14 protein-coding genes are annotated in these 16,743 nt (G+C 75.4%); 5 read left to right on the top strand and 9 right to left on the bottom strand.

Going from position 1 to position 16,743, the window contains the following annotated elements:
• The first annotated feature begins 69 nt into the window (after positions 1-69).
• From IH44_RS0112205 to IH44_RS0112190, 4 genes are all read left to right on the top strand, one after another.
• Positions 70-402, top strand: coding sequence for a peptidase inhibitor family I36 protein (locus IH44_RS0112205; protein ID WP_051816810.1), 333 nt, complete (start codon positions 70-72; stop codon positions 400-402).
• Positions 403-586: 184 nt separating this feature from the next.
• Entirely contained in the window at positions 587-1,204 is a 618-nt protein-coding gene (locus IH44_RS0112200) for an ABC transporter ATP-binding protein (protein WP_232794915.1), read from the top strand.
• Positions 1,201-3,696, top strand: a complete 2,496-nt coding sequence (locus IH44_RS0112195; RefSeq protein WP_030459508.1) for a hypothetical protein — start codon at positions 1,201-1,203, stop codon at positions 3,694-3,696. The genes IH44_RS0112200 and IH44_RS0112195 overlap by 4 nt, the downstream gene beginning before the upstream one ends.
• A gap of 241 nt (positions 3,697-3,937) precedes the next feature.
• Positions 3,938-5,767, top strand: coding sequence for an LCP family protein (locus IH44_RS0112190; protein WP_030459507.1), 1,830 nt, complete (start codon positions 3,938-3,940; stop codon positions 5,765-5,767).
• A 164-nt stretch (positions 5,768-5,931) separates the two neighbouring features.
• Here IH44_RS0112190 and IH44_RS0112185 read toward each other — a convergent pair whose 3' ends face one another.
• The 9 genes from IH44_RS0112185 to IH44_RS0112145 form a co-directional block, all read right to left on the bottom strand.
• Positions 5,932-6,747: an HAD family hydrolase gene (locus IH44_RS0112185; protein ID WP_030459506.1), complete on the bottom strand. Its 816-nt coding sequence runs from the start codon at positions 6,745-6,747 to the stop codon at positions 5,932-5,934.
• Between the two features lie 29 nt (positions 6,748-6,776).
• Positions 6,777-8,057, bottom strand: a complete 1,281-nt coding sequence (gene serS, locus IH44_RS0112180) for a serine--tRNA ligase (RefSeq protein ID WP_030459505.1) — start codon at positions 8,055-8,057, stop codon at positions 6,777-6,779.
• 752 nt (positions 8,058-8,809) lie between these two features.
• On the bottom strand, positions 8,810-9,745 hold the full coding sequence (gene pheA, locus IH44_RS0112175) for a prephenate dehydratase (protein WP_030459504.1): 936 nt from the start codon (positions 9,743-9,745) through the stop codon (positions 8,810-8,812).
• A gap of 127 nt (positions 9,746-9,872) precedes the next feature.
• Positions 9,873-11,126 carry an iron uptake transporter deferrochelatase/peroxidase subunit gene (gene efeB, locus IH44_RS0112170; protein ID WP_030459503.1) on the bottom strand — a complete coding sequence of 418 codons (1,254 nt, stop codon included), beginning with the start codon at positions 11,124-11,126 and terminating at the stop codon, positions 9,873-9,875.
• Positions 11,123-13,159, bottom strand: coding sequence for a FixH family protein (locus IH44_RS0112165; RefSeq protein WP_030459502.1), 2,037 nt, complete (start codon positions 13,157-13,159; stop codon positions 11,123-11,125). Before IH44_RS0112165 ends, efeB begins: the two co-directional genes overlap by 4 nt.
• Before the next feature lie 30 nt (positions 13,160-13,189).
• Positions 13,190-13,666 carry a copper chaperone PCu(A)C gene (locus IH44_RS0112160; protein WP_030459501.1) on the bottom strand — a complete coding sequence of 159 codons (477 nt, stop codon included), beginning with the start codon at positions 13,664-13,666 and terminating at the stop codon, positions 13,190-13,192.
• Positions 13,663-14,343 carry an SCO family protein gene (locus IH44_RS0112155; protein WP_051816807.1) on the bottom strand — a complete coding sequence of 227 codons (681 nt, stop codon included), beginning with the start codon at positions 14,341-14,343 and terminating at the stop codon, positions 13,663-13,665. The genes IH44_RS0112160 and IH44_RS0112155 overlap by 4 nt, the downstream gene beginning before the upstream one ends.
• Positions 14,344-14,431: 88 nt before the next feature.
• Entirely contained in the window at positions 14,432-15,157 is a 726-nt protein-coding gene (locus IH44_RS0112150; RefSeq protein WP_030459499.1) for a YcnI family protein, read from the bottom strand.
• 138 nt (positions 15,158-15,295) lie between these two features.
• Positions 15,296-16,123 carry a hypothetical protein gene (locus IH44_RS0112145; protein ID WP_051816806.1) on the bottom strand — a complete coding sequence of 276 codons (828 nt, stop codon included), beginning with the start codon at positions 16,121-16,123 and terminating at the stop codon, positions 15,296-15,298.
• Between the two features lie 230 nt (positions 16,124-16,353).
• On the opposite strand from IH44_RS0112145, the gene IH44_RS42705 reads away from it, so the two are divergent.
• Positions 16,354-16,743, top strand: a 390-nt coding sequence (locus IH44_RS42705; RefSeq protein ID WP_051816805.1) for an ATP-binding protein, incomplete at its 3' end; no start/stop codon positions are given.

The following is a 16,743-nucleotide window of genomic DNA, read 5'->3' as shown; positions in this document are numbered from 1 at the left end:
ATGAAATCGGTTCGACACCGCACGGTTGCCCTGCTGCTGACCGCGGCTTTCGGAGCGGGAATTCCGCTGGTGAACGCCCCGGACGCGCTCGCCGCCTCCGGGGACTGCGCGAGCACGGACGTCTGCCTCTTCGACAACGAGAACTACACCGGTTTCATGTTCGCGCGCGACGCGTACTGGGACCAGCAGGTCGCCACCTGGAACCTGTCGGTGGCCGGCTTCAACGACCGGATGTCCTCCTGGATCAACAACGGCCCGCACGACGCCAGGTGGTTCTGGGGGGCGAACGCCACCGGTGGCAGCGAGTGCATGAACAGCTCCTCGCGCAACTCGTACGTCGGCTGGTACGACAATGACGAGGCGAGCAGCATCCAGGTCTACACCGACGCGGGGGCCTGCTGACCTCGGTCGGCCTTTCGGCGGGCCGCCCCGGCGGGGCGGCCCGCTCCATACGTGGGGGACAGAGGGTCACATGGCAGGGATCAGAATTTCGGGCGCTCGCCGGACATACGGTTCGAACGGCGGGGAAGTCCACGCAGTCAACGGAATCGATCTGAAGATCGCCGACGGCGAATTCGTCGTCCTGATGGGCGCGAGCGGTTCGGGGAAAACCACGCTGCTCAATCTGATCGGCGGGCTGGACCGGTTGTCGGCGGGCCGACTGGAGGTATTGGGGACGGATCTCGCCGGACTGTCCGAGGCCAGGCTGGCCGGGCTGCGGATGACCTCCATCGGCTTCGTGTTCCAGGAACTGAACCTGTTGCCCGAGCTCACCCTGCAGGAGAACGTCGCCCTGCCGCTGGAGGGCGCGGGCGTGCCCCGGGCCGAGGCCCGCCGCCGGGCCGACGAGGCACTCGCCCGGGTCGGCCTGGCGGAGCTCGGCCCGCGCTTCCCCGACGAGGTGTCCGGCGGCCAGCAGCAGCGTGCCGCGATCGCCCGCGCGGTGGTCGGCGAGCGCCGCCTGCTGCTCGCCGACGAGCCGACCGGCGCGCTCGACTCGGCCACCGGCGCCCAGGTGATGCGGACCCTGCGCGAGCTGTGCGACTCCGGGGTGACGGTCGTCGTCTCCACCCACAACCCGGCCAACGCCCAGTACGCGGACCGGGTCGTCCGGATGCGGGACGGCCGGATCGACGGGATCACCGCCACCACAGGGAGCTCCGCAACCACCGGGAACTCCGCCACCACCGGGAGCTCCGCGTGAGGGCACCGCGCGAGACGACCCTCTGGCTGGCCTGGCGCCTGGTCATCGGCCGCGGCTGGCGGCGCTTCACCCTGGTGGCGCTGTTCGCCGTCCCGGTGCTGCTGTCGGCGGCGTCCCTGCAGGTCATCGGCATGCTGAACCTGACCGGCGAGCAGAAGGTCCGGTCGCAGCTCGGCGGCGCCGACCTGTCGGTGACGGCGCCGGGCGGCGGGCAGTCCGGCCCGGCGGTCCTGCCAGCCGCCCCGGCCGGGGCCGGCCAGGTGCTCCAGGGCCGGTCCTCGCCCGCGTTCCCGCTGGTGCTCTCCGGGACGACCCAGCAGGTCGGCTACCGCGAGACCGACTGGTCGAGCCCGCTGGCGTCCGGCCTGCTGCGCACCCTGACCGGGCGGTTGCCGGCCGCCGCCGACGAGATCGTCCTCTCCCGGACGCTCGCCGAGGAGAACCACCTGGGGCCCGGCGACACCGTCGTCTTCCCGTGGGCCCCGGCGTCGGCGAAGGACGCCCGGATCGTCGGCACCGTGGAGGACCCGACCGCCTACCGGGCGCGGTTCGCGGCGGGCGGCCCGGGCCTGTTCGCCCGGTGGGACGACCACGGCCACGGAGCGCTGCTCGGCCTGGCCACGACCTGGCTGGTGAAGACCGACCCGGCGACCGGGACGGAGCTGGCGAACGCGGCCCGCGGCCGCCGCTGGCAGGTGGTCACCCGCGCCTCGCTGTCCTCCGCCCGCACCCTGCTGGACGCCCAGCCGGGGCTGCTGGCGGTGCCGGGGGCGGCGATCGTGCTGTTCAGCGCGGCGGCGGCGTTCAGCCTCCGGATGCGCCGCCTGAACCGCCAACTGGGCATGCTGTCCGCCGTCGGCTTCAGCGGGGACCGGCTGGTGCGGCTGGCCCGGACGGGCGGGGCCGCGGCCGTGACGGCCGGCACCGCCGCGGGCCTGGTCGGCGGCGTCCTGCTGGGGCAGGCGGCCCGCCCGCTGGTCCGGCAGGCGGTCCAGCGCGACCTGGGCACCTTCTCGCTGCCGTTCACCGCGCTGGGGCTCCTTGCGCTCGGCGCGGTCGCCAGCGGCGTCGCCGGGATCTGGCTGCCCACCCGGGCGGCCCGGACGTCCTCGGTGCGCGAGCGCCTCACCCGGGCGCCCCGCCCGGCAGGCCGGTCGGCGGGCCGGTCGCGCCGCCGCACGGTGGTGGCCGTCACCGGCGCCCTCGGAGGGCTCGCCCTGCTGTTCGCCGCGACCCAGGACGCCGGCGTGGTCGGAGCGGTCGGGTCGGTGCTGCTGGTGGCGGCCGCCCTCGCGGCACTGCCCGACGCCCTGCACCTGCTGGCCCGGTGCGCGGCCCGGCTCCCGCTGGCCGGCCGCTTCGCCCTGCGCGACCTGGACCGCGAGCGCCGCCGACCGGTCGCCGCGATCGCCTCCAGCGCGCTGGCCGTGGTCCTAGCGGTCGGCGCGGCCACCTTCGTCGCCTCGCAGACCGAGAGGGACCGTACGAGCTACGTCGGCTCGCGCCACCTCGACCAGGTCGAGGTCCCGTTGCGCTACACCGAGCCCTCGGCGGCCGTCCTGGCGGCCTTCCGCGGCGTGGTCGGCGACACGGTGCCGGTGGAGGCCGTGCAGAGCGTCGTGCCGAAGGGCGCCGGCCCCAGGGCGGAGGGCAACCGCCTCTCGGTGCCCAAGGCCGTGCTCCGGGCGGGCCCGCTCCGACCCGGCACCGTCGCGGTCGTGGACACCGAGGCCCAGTTCCGCGACCTCACCGGCCGGGCACCGACCCCGCGCGAATGGGCGGCCCTCACCGGGCAGCGGGTCCTGGTCCTGGACCCCGACTTCCCGGACGGGTTCACCGGCGCGACGCTCCACGGCCGGTCCCGGCCCGATAACCCCGGGCCGGGGACGCCCGTCGACACCGTGCGGTCCGACCCCGTCGACCTGACCACGCAGAGCCAGGCGGTGGCCGTGACGACCGGTGCCGCCGCCCGGGCGAAGGGCTTCGAGGTCTTCACCGACGGCTACCGCGCCACCCTGCCCGCCACGCCGCCCGCGGACCTGGAGCAACGGATCGGCCGCGCCCTCGAACCGCTCGGCGTCCCCACCTCCGACCTGCACGTCGAACGGGGCTACCGACCGCCGCTGCCCGCCCGCTGGTCGGTGATGCTCACGATCGGCGCGGCCGTCGCCCTGCTGTCCGCGATGACCGCCGTGGGCGGCGCCGCCCAGGAGCTCCGCCCGCGCCTGCTACTGCTGCGCGTCATCGGGTTCTCCGGCGGCGTCCAGCGCAGGGTGCTGGCGGTGCAGGCGGCCGTCATCGTCGGCCTGGCGATGCTGATCGGCACCCTCGGCGGCTGGCTGGTTGCGGGCAGCCAACTCTGGCCGCAGCACGTCCCGGTCGTCCTGCCCTGGCCCCTGGTCCTCGCCACCGCGCTCGGCGTCACCGCCCTCGCCGCGGCCGCCGCCGCCGCACTCCGCCCCCGCACCGGCACCCGCCTGCGCGAACGCTGAACCCCGCCCCCGGGCCCCGCTCCGCCGCTCCCGGCGGCGTTGTGCGGCTCACACCCGGCCGCGGGAACCGACGGTCCGCGTACGGGCGTTCCACTGCTCGGAGTGGTGCCCCGGGCGGTGACCCGGAAATGGTCCCTTTGTATGCTCCGCTCTCCGGCTTCATCCGTCCGCCGCGCCGATCCGGGGCGGACGGAGCGGTGGCAGAGGCGCCCGACGGCAGCCTCCGGTGAAGGGTGCAGGTATGGCAGGCCAGAGGGCGGGGTCGTCGGGCGAGGACCCCGGGTGGTGGGAGAGCCTCCCGCCGCAGGGCGACGGGTACCGGCAGGACGCCCCCCAGCGCGACGACGTACCCGCGCCGCACATCCCGCGCCACCGCTCCGCCGACCACGACACCCCCGCCCGAACGCCGGCCAGAACGCCCGCCCGGACCCCGGCCCGGGGCCGCACCGACGCCCAGGCGCGCGGCAGTGCCGCGGGCGCCCCCGCAGCGGGCGGCGGCCGGGCCGAGGCCCGCCGGGCCGCGCAGGGCGGCGGACGGGCGGCCGCCGCGGCGGGCCGCCGCAAACCCCGCCGGACCAGGCGGATAGTCGTCTGGAGCCTGGTCGGCACCAGCCTCGCCGTGGTCGGCACCGGCGGTTTCCTCTACTGGCGGCTGAACGCCAACCTCTCCTCCTGGGACAGCGCGGGCGTCAGCGAGAGCCGCCCGCCGGAGGCGCAGGCCGACGCCAACGGCAACAAGCCGATGAACATCCTGCTGATCGGCTCGGACTCGCGCGACGGCGCGAACAAGGACCTCGGCGGCGGCGACGAGGGCGGCGCCCGCTCCGACACCACGATCCTGTTGCACGTCTACGCGGACCACAAGCACGCCGTGGGCGTCTCGTTCCCCCGCGACGCGCTGGTCAACGTCCCCAAGTGCATGCTGCCGAACAAGAGTTGGACCAAGGACCAGCCCAACGTCATGTTCAACAGCGCCTTCTCGGTGGGCAACTTCAAGGACGGCAACCCGGCCTGCACCCAGAACACCGTGGAGAAGCTCACCGACCTGCGGGTCGACCACACCATCGTGGTGAACTTCGAGGGCTTCGCCGCGATGACCAAGGCGGTCGGCGGCGTCGAGGTCTGCCTCCCCAACGACATCTACGAGCGCGACATCAACCCCAACCTGCCGCGCAAGGGCAAGCTGCTGTACCCGAAGGGCGTCCAGAAGGTCGAGGGCCAGGCCGCGCTGGACTACGTCCGGCTGCGCCACGGCATCGGCGACGGCTCCGACGTCGGCCGGATGCAGCGCCAGCAGGCGTTCCTGTCGTCGCTGATCAAGCAGGTCAAGTCGAACGGGATGAGCCCGACCAGCCTGTTCCCGCTGGCCGACGCCGCCACCAAGTCGCTGACGGTGGACGAGGACCTGGACAGCGTGCAGAAGCTGACCGACCTGGCGATGACGCTCAAGAACATCGACCTGCACGACATCAAGTTCCTCACCACCCCCTGGCACTACCAGGGCGAGCGGATCGGCCTGAACCACCCCGAGGTCGACCAGCTGTGGGCCTCGCTGAAGGCCGACCGCACCCTGGACGGGCAGGACGCCAGCGCGGGCACCGCCGCCCCGAGCCCCGACCCGGCCGCGCCCACCGCGACCCCGGCGCCGCCCGCGGACGGCACCGGCGTGAAGGTCGCCGTCTACAACGGCACCACCACCGGCGGGCTCGGCACCAAGGCCGCCGCGACCCTGAAGGCCGCCAACTACACCGTCACCTCGACCGGCAACGCGTCCAGCCAGAACCACGCCACCACGGTGGTGCAGTACGGCTCGGCCGGGCAGAAGGCGCACGCCGAGGCGGTGGCCGCGCTGTTCCCCGGCTCGACCGTCGAGGCGGGCGGCGGCGCGGGCGTCACGCTGATCCTCGGCAAGGACTACGCGGCCACCGCCCCGGCGGCCGGCACCGCCGCCACCACCGCCCCGGCGGCCGGCACCGCCGCCACCACCGACCCGGGCCCGGTCGCCTCCAAGGTCGCCGAGGACGCCCGCTCCGCGGACGACGACGCCTGCTCCAACCTCACCTACGGCTGACCGCAGGGCTCCTGACGGGCCGTCAACGGCCCGTCAGCGCCCCGCCGGGAAGCCCGGAGGGGGCCGGGCACCCGCCCGGCCCCCGCACCGCGCCACGGCCCGCCCCGCGCCGCGTCACGACCCGCCCGGCACCGTTCCAGCGCCCGGCACGGGATGATCGGGCTTCAGCCCAGCCCGAACACCCGGTCCAGCACCACGGCCACGCCGTCCTCGTCGTTGCCGACCGTCACCTCGTCGGCCACCGCCCGCAGCTGCTCGTGCGCGTTGCCCATCGCCACGCCGTACCCGGCCCAGCGGAACATCGGGACGTCGTTGGGCATGTCGCCGAAGGCGATCGTCTCGGCGGCGGTGACACCCAGCCGGCGGGCGGCCAGCGAGAGGCCGGTGGCCTTGGTCAGGCCGAGCGGGAGGAGTTCGACGATGCCCGCGCCGGCCATCGTGATGCCGACCAGCTGACCGGCCACCGACCAGGCGGCGTCCGCGAGTTGGTCGTCCGTCAGCTCGGGGTGCTGGATGTACAGCTTGCTGACGGGGGTGGCGAGCAGCTGGTCGGGGGCGACCTGGCGGAGCGGCAGTTCGGTGCCGATCCGCAGCTTGTAGCCGGGCCCGGCGAGCACCTCGCCGTCCAGGCCGTCCTGGTTGGCGGCGACGGCGAGCGGGCCGACCTCGGCCTCGATCTTGGCGAGGGCGACCGCGGCCAGCTGCCGGTCCAGGGTGACGGAGGTGAGCAGCTTGTGCGCGCCCGCGTCGTAGACCTGGGCGCCCTGCCCGCAGACCGCTATCCCGGTGTACCCGATCTCGTCGAGCACCGGCCTGGTCCAGCCGGCCGAGCGGCCGGTGACGATGATGTGCTTGGCCCCGAGCGCGGTGACCGCGCCCAGGGCTTCGCGGGTCCGGGCGGAGACGATCTCGGCGCTGGTGAGCAGCGTCCCGTCGAGGTCGGTGGCGACCAGCCGGTAGGGCAGGGGGGCGGTGCTCATGGCGCGGAGTGCTCCTGGACGAAGGGGTGTTACCGGGCGGCGACGGGCTCCAGCACGGCCTTCCCGCCGAGGAACGGCCGCAGGGCCGGGGGCAGGACCACCGAGCCGTCGGCCTGCTGGTGGTTCTCCAGCAGCGCGACGATCACCCGGGGGACGGCGACCAGGGTGCCGTTGAGGGTGGCGAGCGGGCGGACGCCGTCGGCGTCGCGCATCCGGATGGAGAGCCGGCGGGCCTGGTACTCGGTGGTGTTGGAGGTGGAGGTGACCTCGCGGTACTTGCCCTGGGTCGGGACCCACGCCTCGATGTCGAACTTGCGGGCGGCGGAGGCGCCGAGGTCGCCGGAGGCGACGTCGATCACCCGGTAGGGCAGCTCCAGCGCGTTCAGGAAGTCCTTCTCCCACTGGAGCAGGCGGCGGTGCTCGGCCTCGGCGTCCTCGGGGGTGGTGAAGACGAACATCTCCACCTTCTCGAACTGGTGGACCCGGATGATGCCGCGGGTGTCCTTGCCGTAGGTGCCGGCCTCGCGGCGGAAGCAGGAGGAGAAGCCGGCGTACCGCAGCGGGAGCCGCTCGGCGTCCAGGATCTCGTCCATGTGGTAGGCGGCGAGCGGGACTTCGCTGGTGCCGACCAGGTAGCGGTCGTCGTCGGCGAGGTAGTAGACGTTCTCGGCGGCCTGGCCGAGGAAGCCGGTGCCGTCCATCGCGGCGGGGCGGACCAGCGCCGGGGTGATCATCGGGGTGAAGCCGGCCGCGGAGGCCTGCGCCATCGCCATGTTGACCAGGGCGAGCTCCAGCAGCGCGCCGGGGCCGGTCAGGTAGTAGGAGCGGGCACCGGCCACCTTGGCGCCGCGCTCGGTGTCGATCGCGCCGAGCAGCTGGCCGAGTTCGACGTGGTCGCGGGGCTCGAAGCCCTCGGCGGCGAAGTCGCGCGGGGTGCCGATCTCCTCCAGCGTGACGAAGTCCTCCTCGCCGCCGACGGGGGCCGCCGGGTCGAGCAGGTTGGCCAGCGCGCGCTGCAGCCGCTCGGCCTCCTCCTTCGCCTCGCCCTGCGCGGCGTCGGCGGCCTTCACCTCGGCGGCCAGCTCCTTGGTGCGGGCCAGCAGGGCGGCCTTCTCCTCGCCCTTGGCGGCGGCCACCTGCTTGCCCAGCTGCTTCTGCTCGGCGCGCAGCTCGTCGAAGCGGGTGCCGGACGCGCGGCGGCGTTCGTCGGCGGAGAGCAGGGCGTCGACCAGGTCGACGTCCTCACCACGGGAGCGCTGCGAGGTGCGCACTCGCTCGGGGTCTTCACGGAGCAGGCGGAGGTCGATCACGGGCTCCAGCCTACCGGTGGCCGGGCGGCGCCCCGGGACGCCGCCCGGTCCGGTCGGGGGGCGGGTTCCGGCCGCCGGGCGGTTCGTGGCGTTGTGCTGCCTTCTGGGGCGGAATGTGGAATTCTGTCCCGAGCCGGTGGGGAAGGGGGCTGGGGAAGCTCCGCCCGGGCCTGGGGATAACCCGGCTCCGCCTGTGGATAACCCCGGTGGACAACTCCGCCCGGGGCGGGTTATCCACAGGTTCGCGGCCAAGCCTGTGGACAGGGGAGAACCGAAGGTCCGCAGGCGTCCGAACCGGGAATTCCAGGTTTCAAACCTCGATTCGGCTTCTCGAGTGAGGGAATTCGCTCGCTCGCCCAGGTGATTTGTCGGCGCAAGGGCGACTCTGGTCCGATAAGTCCACTCCGCGCCCCTAGTAGATGATCTGACCGGTACTGGGGGTTTCTTTACCGTTTTGTCGACTCGCACCGGGCCCTGTGGATAACTGCCCGTCAGCTGGGGACAACCGCCCCTGTGGATGCCGCCCGCCGCCCTGTGGATGAACCGCCCCGCCCGCCGCGGCACCCGGGCCGGCCGACCGCACCGCAGGTGAACGGGGTTCGGCCGGGCAGGTGACGGGCGGGAGGGACGGAAATGAACGGAACGGGACCGCGTACGGTCCCGTTCCGGCCGGAATCACCCCCGCGCGCCCGGAGCCCCCCGCGCGCCCGGGGGCGCGCCCAGAGTTCCCCGCGCCCGTCCGGGCGGCGCGCTCAGAGTTCCCCGCGCCCGTCCAGGCAGCGCGAGAGCCAGTCCGCGGCGTTGGCGAAATCCAGGTCCGAGGTACCGGCCCGCAGCGGCGCCGAGGTGCCCTGGTCGGCCCGCGGGTAGGAGCCGAGGAAGCGCACCTGCGGGCAGATCCGCTTCAGGCCCATCAGCGCCTCGCTGACCCGCCGCTCGCTCAGGTGCCCCTCGCAGTCGATCAGGAAGCAGTAGTTGCCCATGCCCTCGCCGGTCGGCCGGGACTCGATCCGCATCAGGTTGATCCCGCGCACCGCGAACTCCTGCAGCAGCTCCAGCAGCGCGCCCGGGTGGTCCTCCGGCAGCCACACCACCATCGAGGTCTTGTCCCAGCCGGTCGCCGAGGACACCCGCCCGGGACGGCCCGCCAGCACGAACCGGGTGGTCGGCGACGCCACGTCGTGGATCTCGTCCGACAGCACCTCCAGCCCGTACAGTTCGGCCGCGAACGCCCCTGCCACCGCCGCGTCGTAGCGGCCCTCCTGGACAAGCCGGGCCGCCTCCGCGTTGGACGCCGCGGACTCCCACTGCGCGTCCGGCAGGTTCGCGGCCAGCCAGTGCCGCACCTGCGGCTGGGCCACCGGGTGGCCGCTGACCGTCTTCACGTCCGGCAGCGAGGTGCCGGGCCGCACCAGCACCGCGAACGAGATCGGCAGCAGCACCTCGCGGTAGATCATCAGCGGGCTGCCGTTGATCAGCTCGTCGCTGGTGGTGGTCACCGCGCCGTCCACCGAGTTCTCGATCGCCACCATCGCGCCCGCGGCCTCGCCCGCCCGCACCGCGTCCAGCGCCGCCGACACCGACGCCACCGGCGTCAGCTCCCGGGTCCCGGCCTCCGGCAGGGTGCGCAGCGCCGCCTCCGTGAAGGTGCCCGCGGGCCCGAGGTAGGTGTAACGGGTCGCCGACATGACCGCCTCCGAACGAACAGCGAGTGTGCATGGCCCGAAGGCCGATCCGCCTTCACCCTAGCCACTTCCGCGGCCCGGCCCGGCCCCGTTCCGCACTCCGGGCAGCGGCCCGGACCCCTGTCCGGGCTCAGCCCTCCAGCAGCGGCTGCCCCACGTACCCGCCCTCGGGCGCGCCCGGCGGCACCGCGAACAGCGCGGACGCCTCGTGCCGCAGGTAGCGGGACAGGCCGTCGCCGCGCGCCAGCCGCTGCTGGACCGGGACGAAGCCGTGCGCCGGGTCGGCCTGGTACGCGGCGAACAGCAGCCCGGCGTCGGGGGAGCCGTCGGGCAGCAGGCCGTCGTGGAAGGAGAAGCCGCGGCGCAGCATCGCCGCCCCGCCGTTGGAGGCCGCCGCGGCGACCCGGACGTGCGCGTCGGGGGCGATCCGCAGGACGCCGTCCGGGTCGGTGGCGGCCAGGTCGACGGGGGTGCGCTCGACCGCGTCGGGCCCGCCGGACAGCGGGGCGCCGTCGCTCTTGCGGCGGCCGATGATCCGTTCCTGCTTGTCCAGCGGCAGGGTGTCCCAGCCCTCCAGCAGCATCCGGATCCGGCGCAGCACCGCGTAGCTGCCGCCGGCCATCCAGTCGGGGCCGGCGGCGAACACGGCGGCGTCGAAGCCGGGGTCCTGCGGGCGCGGGTTGTTGGTGCCGTCGACCTGGCCCATCAGGTTGCGGCCGGTCATCGGGTGCGGCGTCGCGCCGGGCGTCCGGGCGAAGCCGGACATCAGCCAGCGCGGCGCCGCCAGCCCGGTGGCCAGCCGGACCAGCACCCGCAGCGCGTGCACCGCGACCAGGGCGTCGTCCGCGCCGATCTGCACCCACAGGTCGCCGCCGGAGCGGGCCGGGTCCAGCGCGTCGCCGGGGAAGGCGGGCAGCGCGGCCAGCGCCTCGGGGCGGCGGTCGGCCAGGCCGGCCTTGTCGAACAGGGTCGCGCCGAAGCCGAAGGTGACGGTCAGCGAGCTGGGTCCGGCGTCCAGCGCGATCTGGTTCTCGCCCTCCGCGGCCGGCTCGCCGGCCGCCATCCGGGCGGCCGCCGCGGACCAGGTGCGCAGCAGCGCGGCCAGTCCGTCCCGGCGGGTGCTGGACAGCAGGTCGAACGCCGCCCACTCGACCCGGGCCTGGGCCGGTTCGACGATCCCGGCCTGCCGGGGGCCGTGGAACGGCACCCGGGCCCCGCCGAGCGTCACCCCCTCGGCCGGGGCGTGCGCCGAGGCGCGTCCGCCCCAGGCCCCGCCGGCCGCGCCCGCCACCAGCCCGGCCCCGGCCCCGCCGAGCACCGCCCGCCGGGACGGCCGCGGCGGCGGCGACGACGCTTCGACCGGCGTCCGCTCGACGGTGCTCACGGGCCGACCTTCAGCTGCCGGGTGGCCGTCACCTGGTCGATGTCGGAGGAGCGGACGGTCACCGACACCACCCACATGCCGTTCAGCGGGAGCTGCGCGGTGCCGGTCCAGCTGCCGGTGCCCTGCGGCTGCAGGGTGACGGGGAGCGGGCCGAGGTCGCGGTCGGGGAGGGTGAACGCGAGTTCCAGCTCCGGGACTTCGGCGGGCTGTCCGGTGGAGTCGGCGAGCTTCAGGGTGACCTGGTTCGGGCCGGTGGCGACCGGTTCGACGGTGACGGTCGCGGTGCCCTTGGCGTTGGGGGTGCGGCCGCCGGTGTCGTAGGGGAGCTTCAGCTCCTCGGTCCGGCCGGGCGCCGCCGAGGCCCCGGCAGTGGGGGCGGCGGGCGCGGCGGCGACGGCCTGGGCGACGCGTCCGGGCGGGGAGTTGGTCAGCATGGTGGTGACCACCAGGACCAGGACGGCCACCGAGGTCTCCACCACCACGCTGCGGCGCAGCCCGGCCCGGGCGGGGGAGCCCGCCGCGCCGCGCTCGCCCCGGGCCCGGTCCCGCAGCGCCCGCTGCCGGGCCAACTGCGCGGCCCGCGCCGGGTCGCCGCCCCCGGCCGCACCGCTCTCGGCCGCACCGCCCCCGGCTGCACCGCTCTCGGCGGCGGCGCTCTCGCCCGCGCCCACCGCGGCGCTCTCGTCGGCCCGGGCCTCCTGCGGCGCCCCGGCGCTCTCGTCGGCGGTGCGCAGCCGGGCCGTCCAGGCGCGGGAGATCCAGGCGACGCCGAGCATCGCCGCCACGCAGCCGACCTTGATCAGCAGCAGCCGCCCGTACGAGGTGTCGACCAGCGCGCTCCACGAGCCGAGGCCGCGCCAGGACTGGTAGACGCCGGTCGCCACGAGGGCCGAGACCAGCCACAGGGCGAGCTTGGAGAAGCGGTCGACGGCGGCCGCGGGCAGGCCGTGGCGCAGGCCGACGACCAGCACGGCCAGGCCGCCGAGCCAGCCGGCCATCGCCAGCAGGTGCACGGCGGCCAGCGGCAGCGCGAGGGCGACCTGGATGCCGACCGCGGAGTGGTCGGCGCCGACCCAGGTCGCGGTCAGCGCCAGGGCGAGGGCCAGCCCGGCCAGGCCGAGGCCGAGCCGGGCGTCGCGCTGCGGGGCCTCGGCGGCGGCCCGCTCCAGCCGGCGCAGCTCCGCCTCCTCCTCGTCCTCCGGGTCGTCCGCGGGCTCCGGGGCGGCGGGCTTCGGCTGCGGCGTGCCCAACTGGCCGACCAGCAGCGACAGGAAGACGCCGGCGGCGGCGAGCAGCAGCAGCCGGGCGGCCAGCGCGGTGCCGATCCGCTCGTCCAGGGTGGCGCGCACCAGCGACAGGTCGAAGGACTGCCCGAGGCCGGTGCCGCGCTCGTACGGGCCGCGCAGCAGCAGCACGGCGACGGTGGACAGCAGCAGCGCGACCCAGCCGGTCATCAGCAGCCGCTGCACGCCGCGCACGGCCGTCCCTCCGGGCCACACCACGAGCACGAACGCGGCGGCGCCGGCCAGCAGCGCGAACGCCACGTAGGCGACGGTGCGGGCGGTGCCGTAGGCGAAGGCGACCGCGCCCTGCGCCTCGGCGCCCTGCACGGCGGCGGCGTTCACCGAGGTGTCGGAGGGCGCGCCGATGGAGAAGGTGAACGCGCCGCCGACGGGGTGGGAGTCCTCCGAGACGGCCCGCCAGGCCACCGTGTAGGTGCCGTTGCCCAGGCCGGAGCGCAGCGCCACCCGGGCGGTGGCGGACCTGCCGTCGACGTGCTCGGGCTTGCCGTCGTCGACCGCCTTGCCCTGCGGGTCGAGCACCCGCACCGAGTCGGCGGCCAGCGAGACGCCCTCGCTGAAGGTCAGGGTCACCGTGCCGGGCGCGGTGGCCACCACCGAGCCCCGGGCGGGATCGGTGCCCTCCAGGGTGGCGTGCGCGGACGCCGCCGTCGCCCCGCCGAGCACCAGCCCGAGCGCCGCCACCAGCACCGCCAGCAGCGCGCCCAGCCGCCGCCTCGCCCCTGTCACCACGTGCGTGCCTCTCCTCGTCGCCATCGCCGATCAGCTACCCGGACGGTACGTCAGCGGTTTCACCGGGACCTTGACCACGACTCGGCCCGCCCTGGCGAACTCCAGGTCCAGCTCCAGCTCGTCGCCCAGCGCGGGCCGCTTCGCCCAGTCCATGATCATCAGGTGCGCGCCGCCGCGGGCCAGGTCCAGGGTGCCGCCGGCCGGCACCGGCATCTGCTCGACCTGCTCCATCGACGTCTCGGTCGAGCGGTGCATGGTCACCGACCCGGCGGCCGGGCTGCTCACGCTCACCAGGGTGTCCGCCCCGCCGCTGTTGCGGACCGTCAGGTAGCCCGCGCCCATCCCGTCGGGCGTGGCGGGCAGCGGTATGTACGGGTCCGCGACGGTCAGCCGCGGCGCGCCGCCCGGCCCGCCGGAGGACTGGTGCGCCACCGCGACCGCGCCCACCGCCAGGGCGGCGGCCAGCCCCGCCCCGACCAGCGCGCCGCGCCGGAACGCCCGGCTCACACCGCCACCCCGTTCGCCATCAGCTCCAGGTCGTGCCGGTAGACGTCGACCGAGGTGCCCGCCATGTACAGCAGGTGCGCCTTGTCGTCGCCGGGCAGGAACGCCAGCACCTGCGCGCCGTGGGTGGAGGTGACCGCGCCCTTGGCGTCCACCACCGGGTCCTCGACCAGGATGCCCAGCGGCTTGGCCGCGGCCTTCACCTTCGCCAGGTCGCCGGTCATCCCGACGAAGTCCTTGCCCATCGAGTCCAGCCAGGTCCGCAGCACCTGCGGGGTGTCCCGCTCCGGGTCGGTGGAGACGAACACGACCGCCAGCTTCTCCCGCTGCTCGGGGGTCAGCTTCGACATCGCCACGCCGATGTCGCCCATCGTGGTCGGGCAGACGTCCGGGCAGCTGGTGTAGCCGAAGAACAGCAGCACGGTCTTGCCCGCGGTCCGCGCCCGCAGGTCGTACGGCTGCCCGGAGGTGTCGTCCAGCACCAGGTCCGGCTTCTCGAAGTTCTTGCTCAGCACCGTGCCCCGGTACTGGCTGGTGGACGCCTTCTTGCTGACCTTCGCCGCCCCGGAGTCCTGGGTGCCGCCCCCGGACGAGGAGCAGGCGGACAGCGCGAGCGAGGCGCCGAGGACGAGGGCGGCGGCGGTCAGGAGCCGGGGGCGGGGGCGGCGGAGGGAGGCCAAGGGACTTTCCTGTTCGTGCGGGGAGCGGGTGCGGAGGAACGGAAGGGGTGCCGGGGCGGGGCCTGCGCGGCCCCGCCCCGGCCGGGGGTCAGGACTGCGCGGAGCGGCGGCGCAGCCCGGCCACGCCGAGCGCCGCGCCGACCACGCCGACCACGATGCCGACCACGCCCAGCGTGCGGGCGGTCGAGTCGGAGGACTTCGCACCGGCCGCGGCCTGCTGCGCGCCGGCCGAGTCCGCCGAGTGCTGGTCGGCGGCGGTGGTGGCGCCCGCGGCCTTGGTCAGCTTCAGCGCCGGGGCGGGCTTGGACGGCTCGGGCTGCCCGTCCTTGGCCTCCTCGATCCAGCGGACCACGTCGCCGTTGTCGTACGTCTGCAGCGCCTTGAAGACCAGCGTGTCGGTGTCGGTCGGCAGCGCGCCGAGCGAGACCGCGAAGTCCTGGTACTGCCCGGGCGCGATCTTGGTGCCGTCGTTCGCGGTCCAGGTGATCTTCGAGACGGCCTCGGTGATCTGCTGGCCGTGCGAGTCCAGCGGCTTGTCGAGCTTCGACTTCTCCAGCACGGCGGTCCAGCCCGGGACGGGCTGGGTGCGCACCGAGGCCATCGGGTGGTCCAGCGGCAGGTTGACCTCGACCTTCACGGTCGAGGCGGTGTCGCTCTCGTTCGGCACCCGGAACGCCACGGCGCTGTAGCCGCCCTGCTGGACACTGCCCGGCTGGACGGTGACGTGGGCGAAGGCGGGCACGGCGGACGCCAGCAGGGCGCCGGCCGCCACCGCGAGCGCGCCGAGAGAACGACGGGCGGTAAGCGAACGCATCAGGGGACTCCTGAGGAAAGGGGCCGCGCGGCAGTGCGCGTCGGCACGCGGGGAGGTGCGGGAGACTCGGCCGGCCCGCTCACGGCGCGGGCACGGCGGCAGCGGCGCGCGCCCGAGCCCCGGTCCTCCCGGGCCCGATCAGCGCGCGAACGCCACCGCGGGCGGTCCCCGGCGCGGCAGGCTGTGCCGCAGCGCCGCCGCCACCGGCAGCGGCCAGTCCTCCGGGCGCGCGGCCCGGCGCGGCGCGGCCGGGCGCCCGGTGCCCAGCAGCAGCGCCGTCAGCAGCGCCACCGCGGTCCGCACCGGCGCCGCCCACTCCCGGGCGGTCAGCGCGGCCGTCCGCACCAGCCGCCACAGCGCGGCCTCGCCGCGCCGCAGCCACCAGCCCGCGACCAGCGCCGCCGCCAGGTGGCCCAGCAGCATGCCGGGGCTCATCCCCAGCCAGCCGGACGCGTGCGGCGCGGCCGCCGCGACCACCGCCTGCGGGTCCAGGCCCGCGGCGCTCACCACCTGCTCCGGTGTGGTGTCCAGCGGGACGACGGTCAGCCCGTTGCCGGGAGCGTCGTCGCACAGCAGCCGGCCCGCGGCCACCACCAGCGGATCCATGGAGCTGTTTCCGGCCATCTGCGCGTGCGCCGCCGCCGGGCCGCTGCCCAGCCCGCTTCCGAAGAAGTGGAACAGCAGGTGCAGGCTCAGCTGCCCGGCGCCCAGCGCGGCCGCGATCGCGCCCAGCGAGCGCTCCCGCCGGCCGGCCAGCGCCGCCGCCGCGCACACCGCGGCGAACCCCAGCACCAGCGTGTCCGGCGCCACCGCACCGCCCGCCCGGACGTGCCCGAAGGCCGCCACCAGCGTGCACACCAGCGCGAACGGCACCGCCCGCAGCAGCCGCAGGTCCCAGGCGGCCGCCGGCACCCGTCCGGCGGGCACGGCGGCGCCCCGGCGGGCGGCGGCGGTGGGGTCAGTCATGGCCGGGCCATCATCTCACCGCCTACACCCCGCTCCGGGGCAGGGGCCGGGACCCGCCCGGAATGGCGGGAAACCGACCGGCGCGCGGATCCGCCCGAGCGCTGATCGGCACACCCGACGGGTCGGGTCCATCCGCCGAACGGGCGGCCTTCGCCCGTGCGGACGGTTCACCGCGCACGGCCGAGGAGATAGCTAGTTGTATGTGGAGCCGCAGCCAGGAGGGAACTCCCGTGGACATCTGGTGGACTCTGCACCTCAAGCGCGACCCGGCCAGCGTGCCGCTCGCCCGCCGCATCCTGCTCGGCGCCATGGACTCCGCCGGAGTCGATCCGCAGGTCGCCTTCGACCTCGGCCTCGCCCTCACCGAGGCCTGCGCCAACGCGGTCGAGCACGCCGCTCCCGCCCGCCCCGGGGACACCTTCCAGGTCACCGCCTCGCTCAGCGGCGACCTGCTGCGGATCGAGGTCGCCAACACCGGCCCGGCCGCCGCCCCGACCCTGGCCCCGGCCCCGGCCGAGCGCCCCGCCGCAGCTACCGCCGCAGCCGCCGCCACCGCCGAGCGCCCCGCCCCGCGCCCGGCCGCGCCGCGCCGTCCCGCCGCCGACCGGCCCGCCCCCCGC

Origin of the sequence: Kitasatospora sp. NRRL B-11411 (assembly GCF_000721345.1) — a bacterium.
In the GTDB taxonomy this organism is placed as follows: domain Bacteria; phylum Actinomycetota; class Actinomycetes; order Streptomycetales; family Streptomycetaceae; genus Kitasatospora; species Kitasatospora cineracea.
This window is presented reverse-complemented; position numbering and strand designations above follow the sequence as displayed.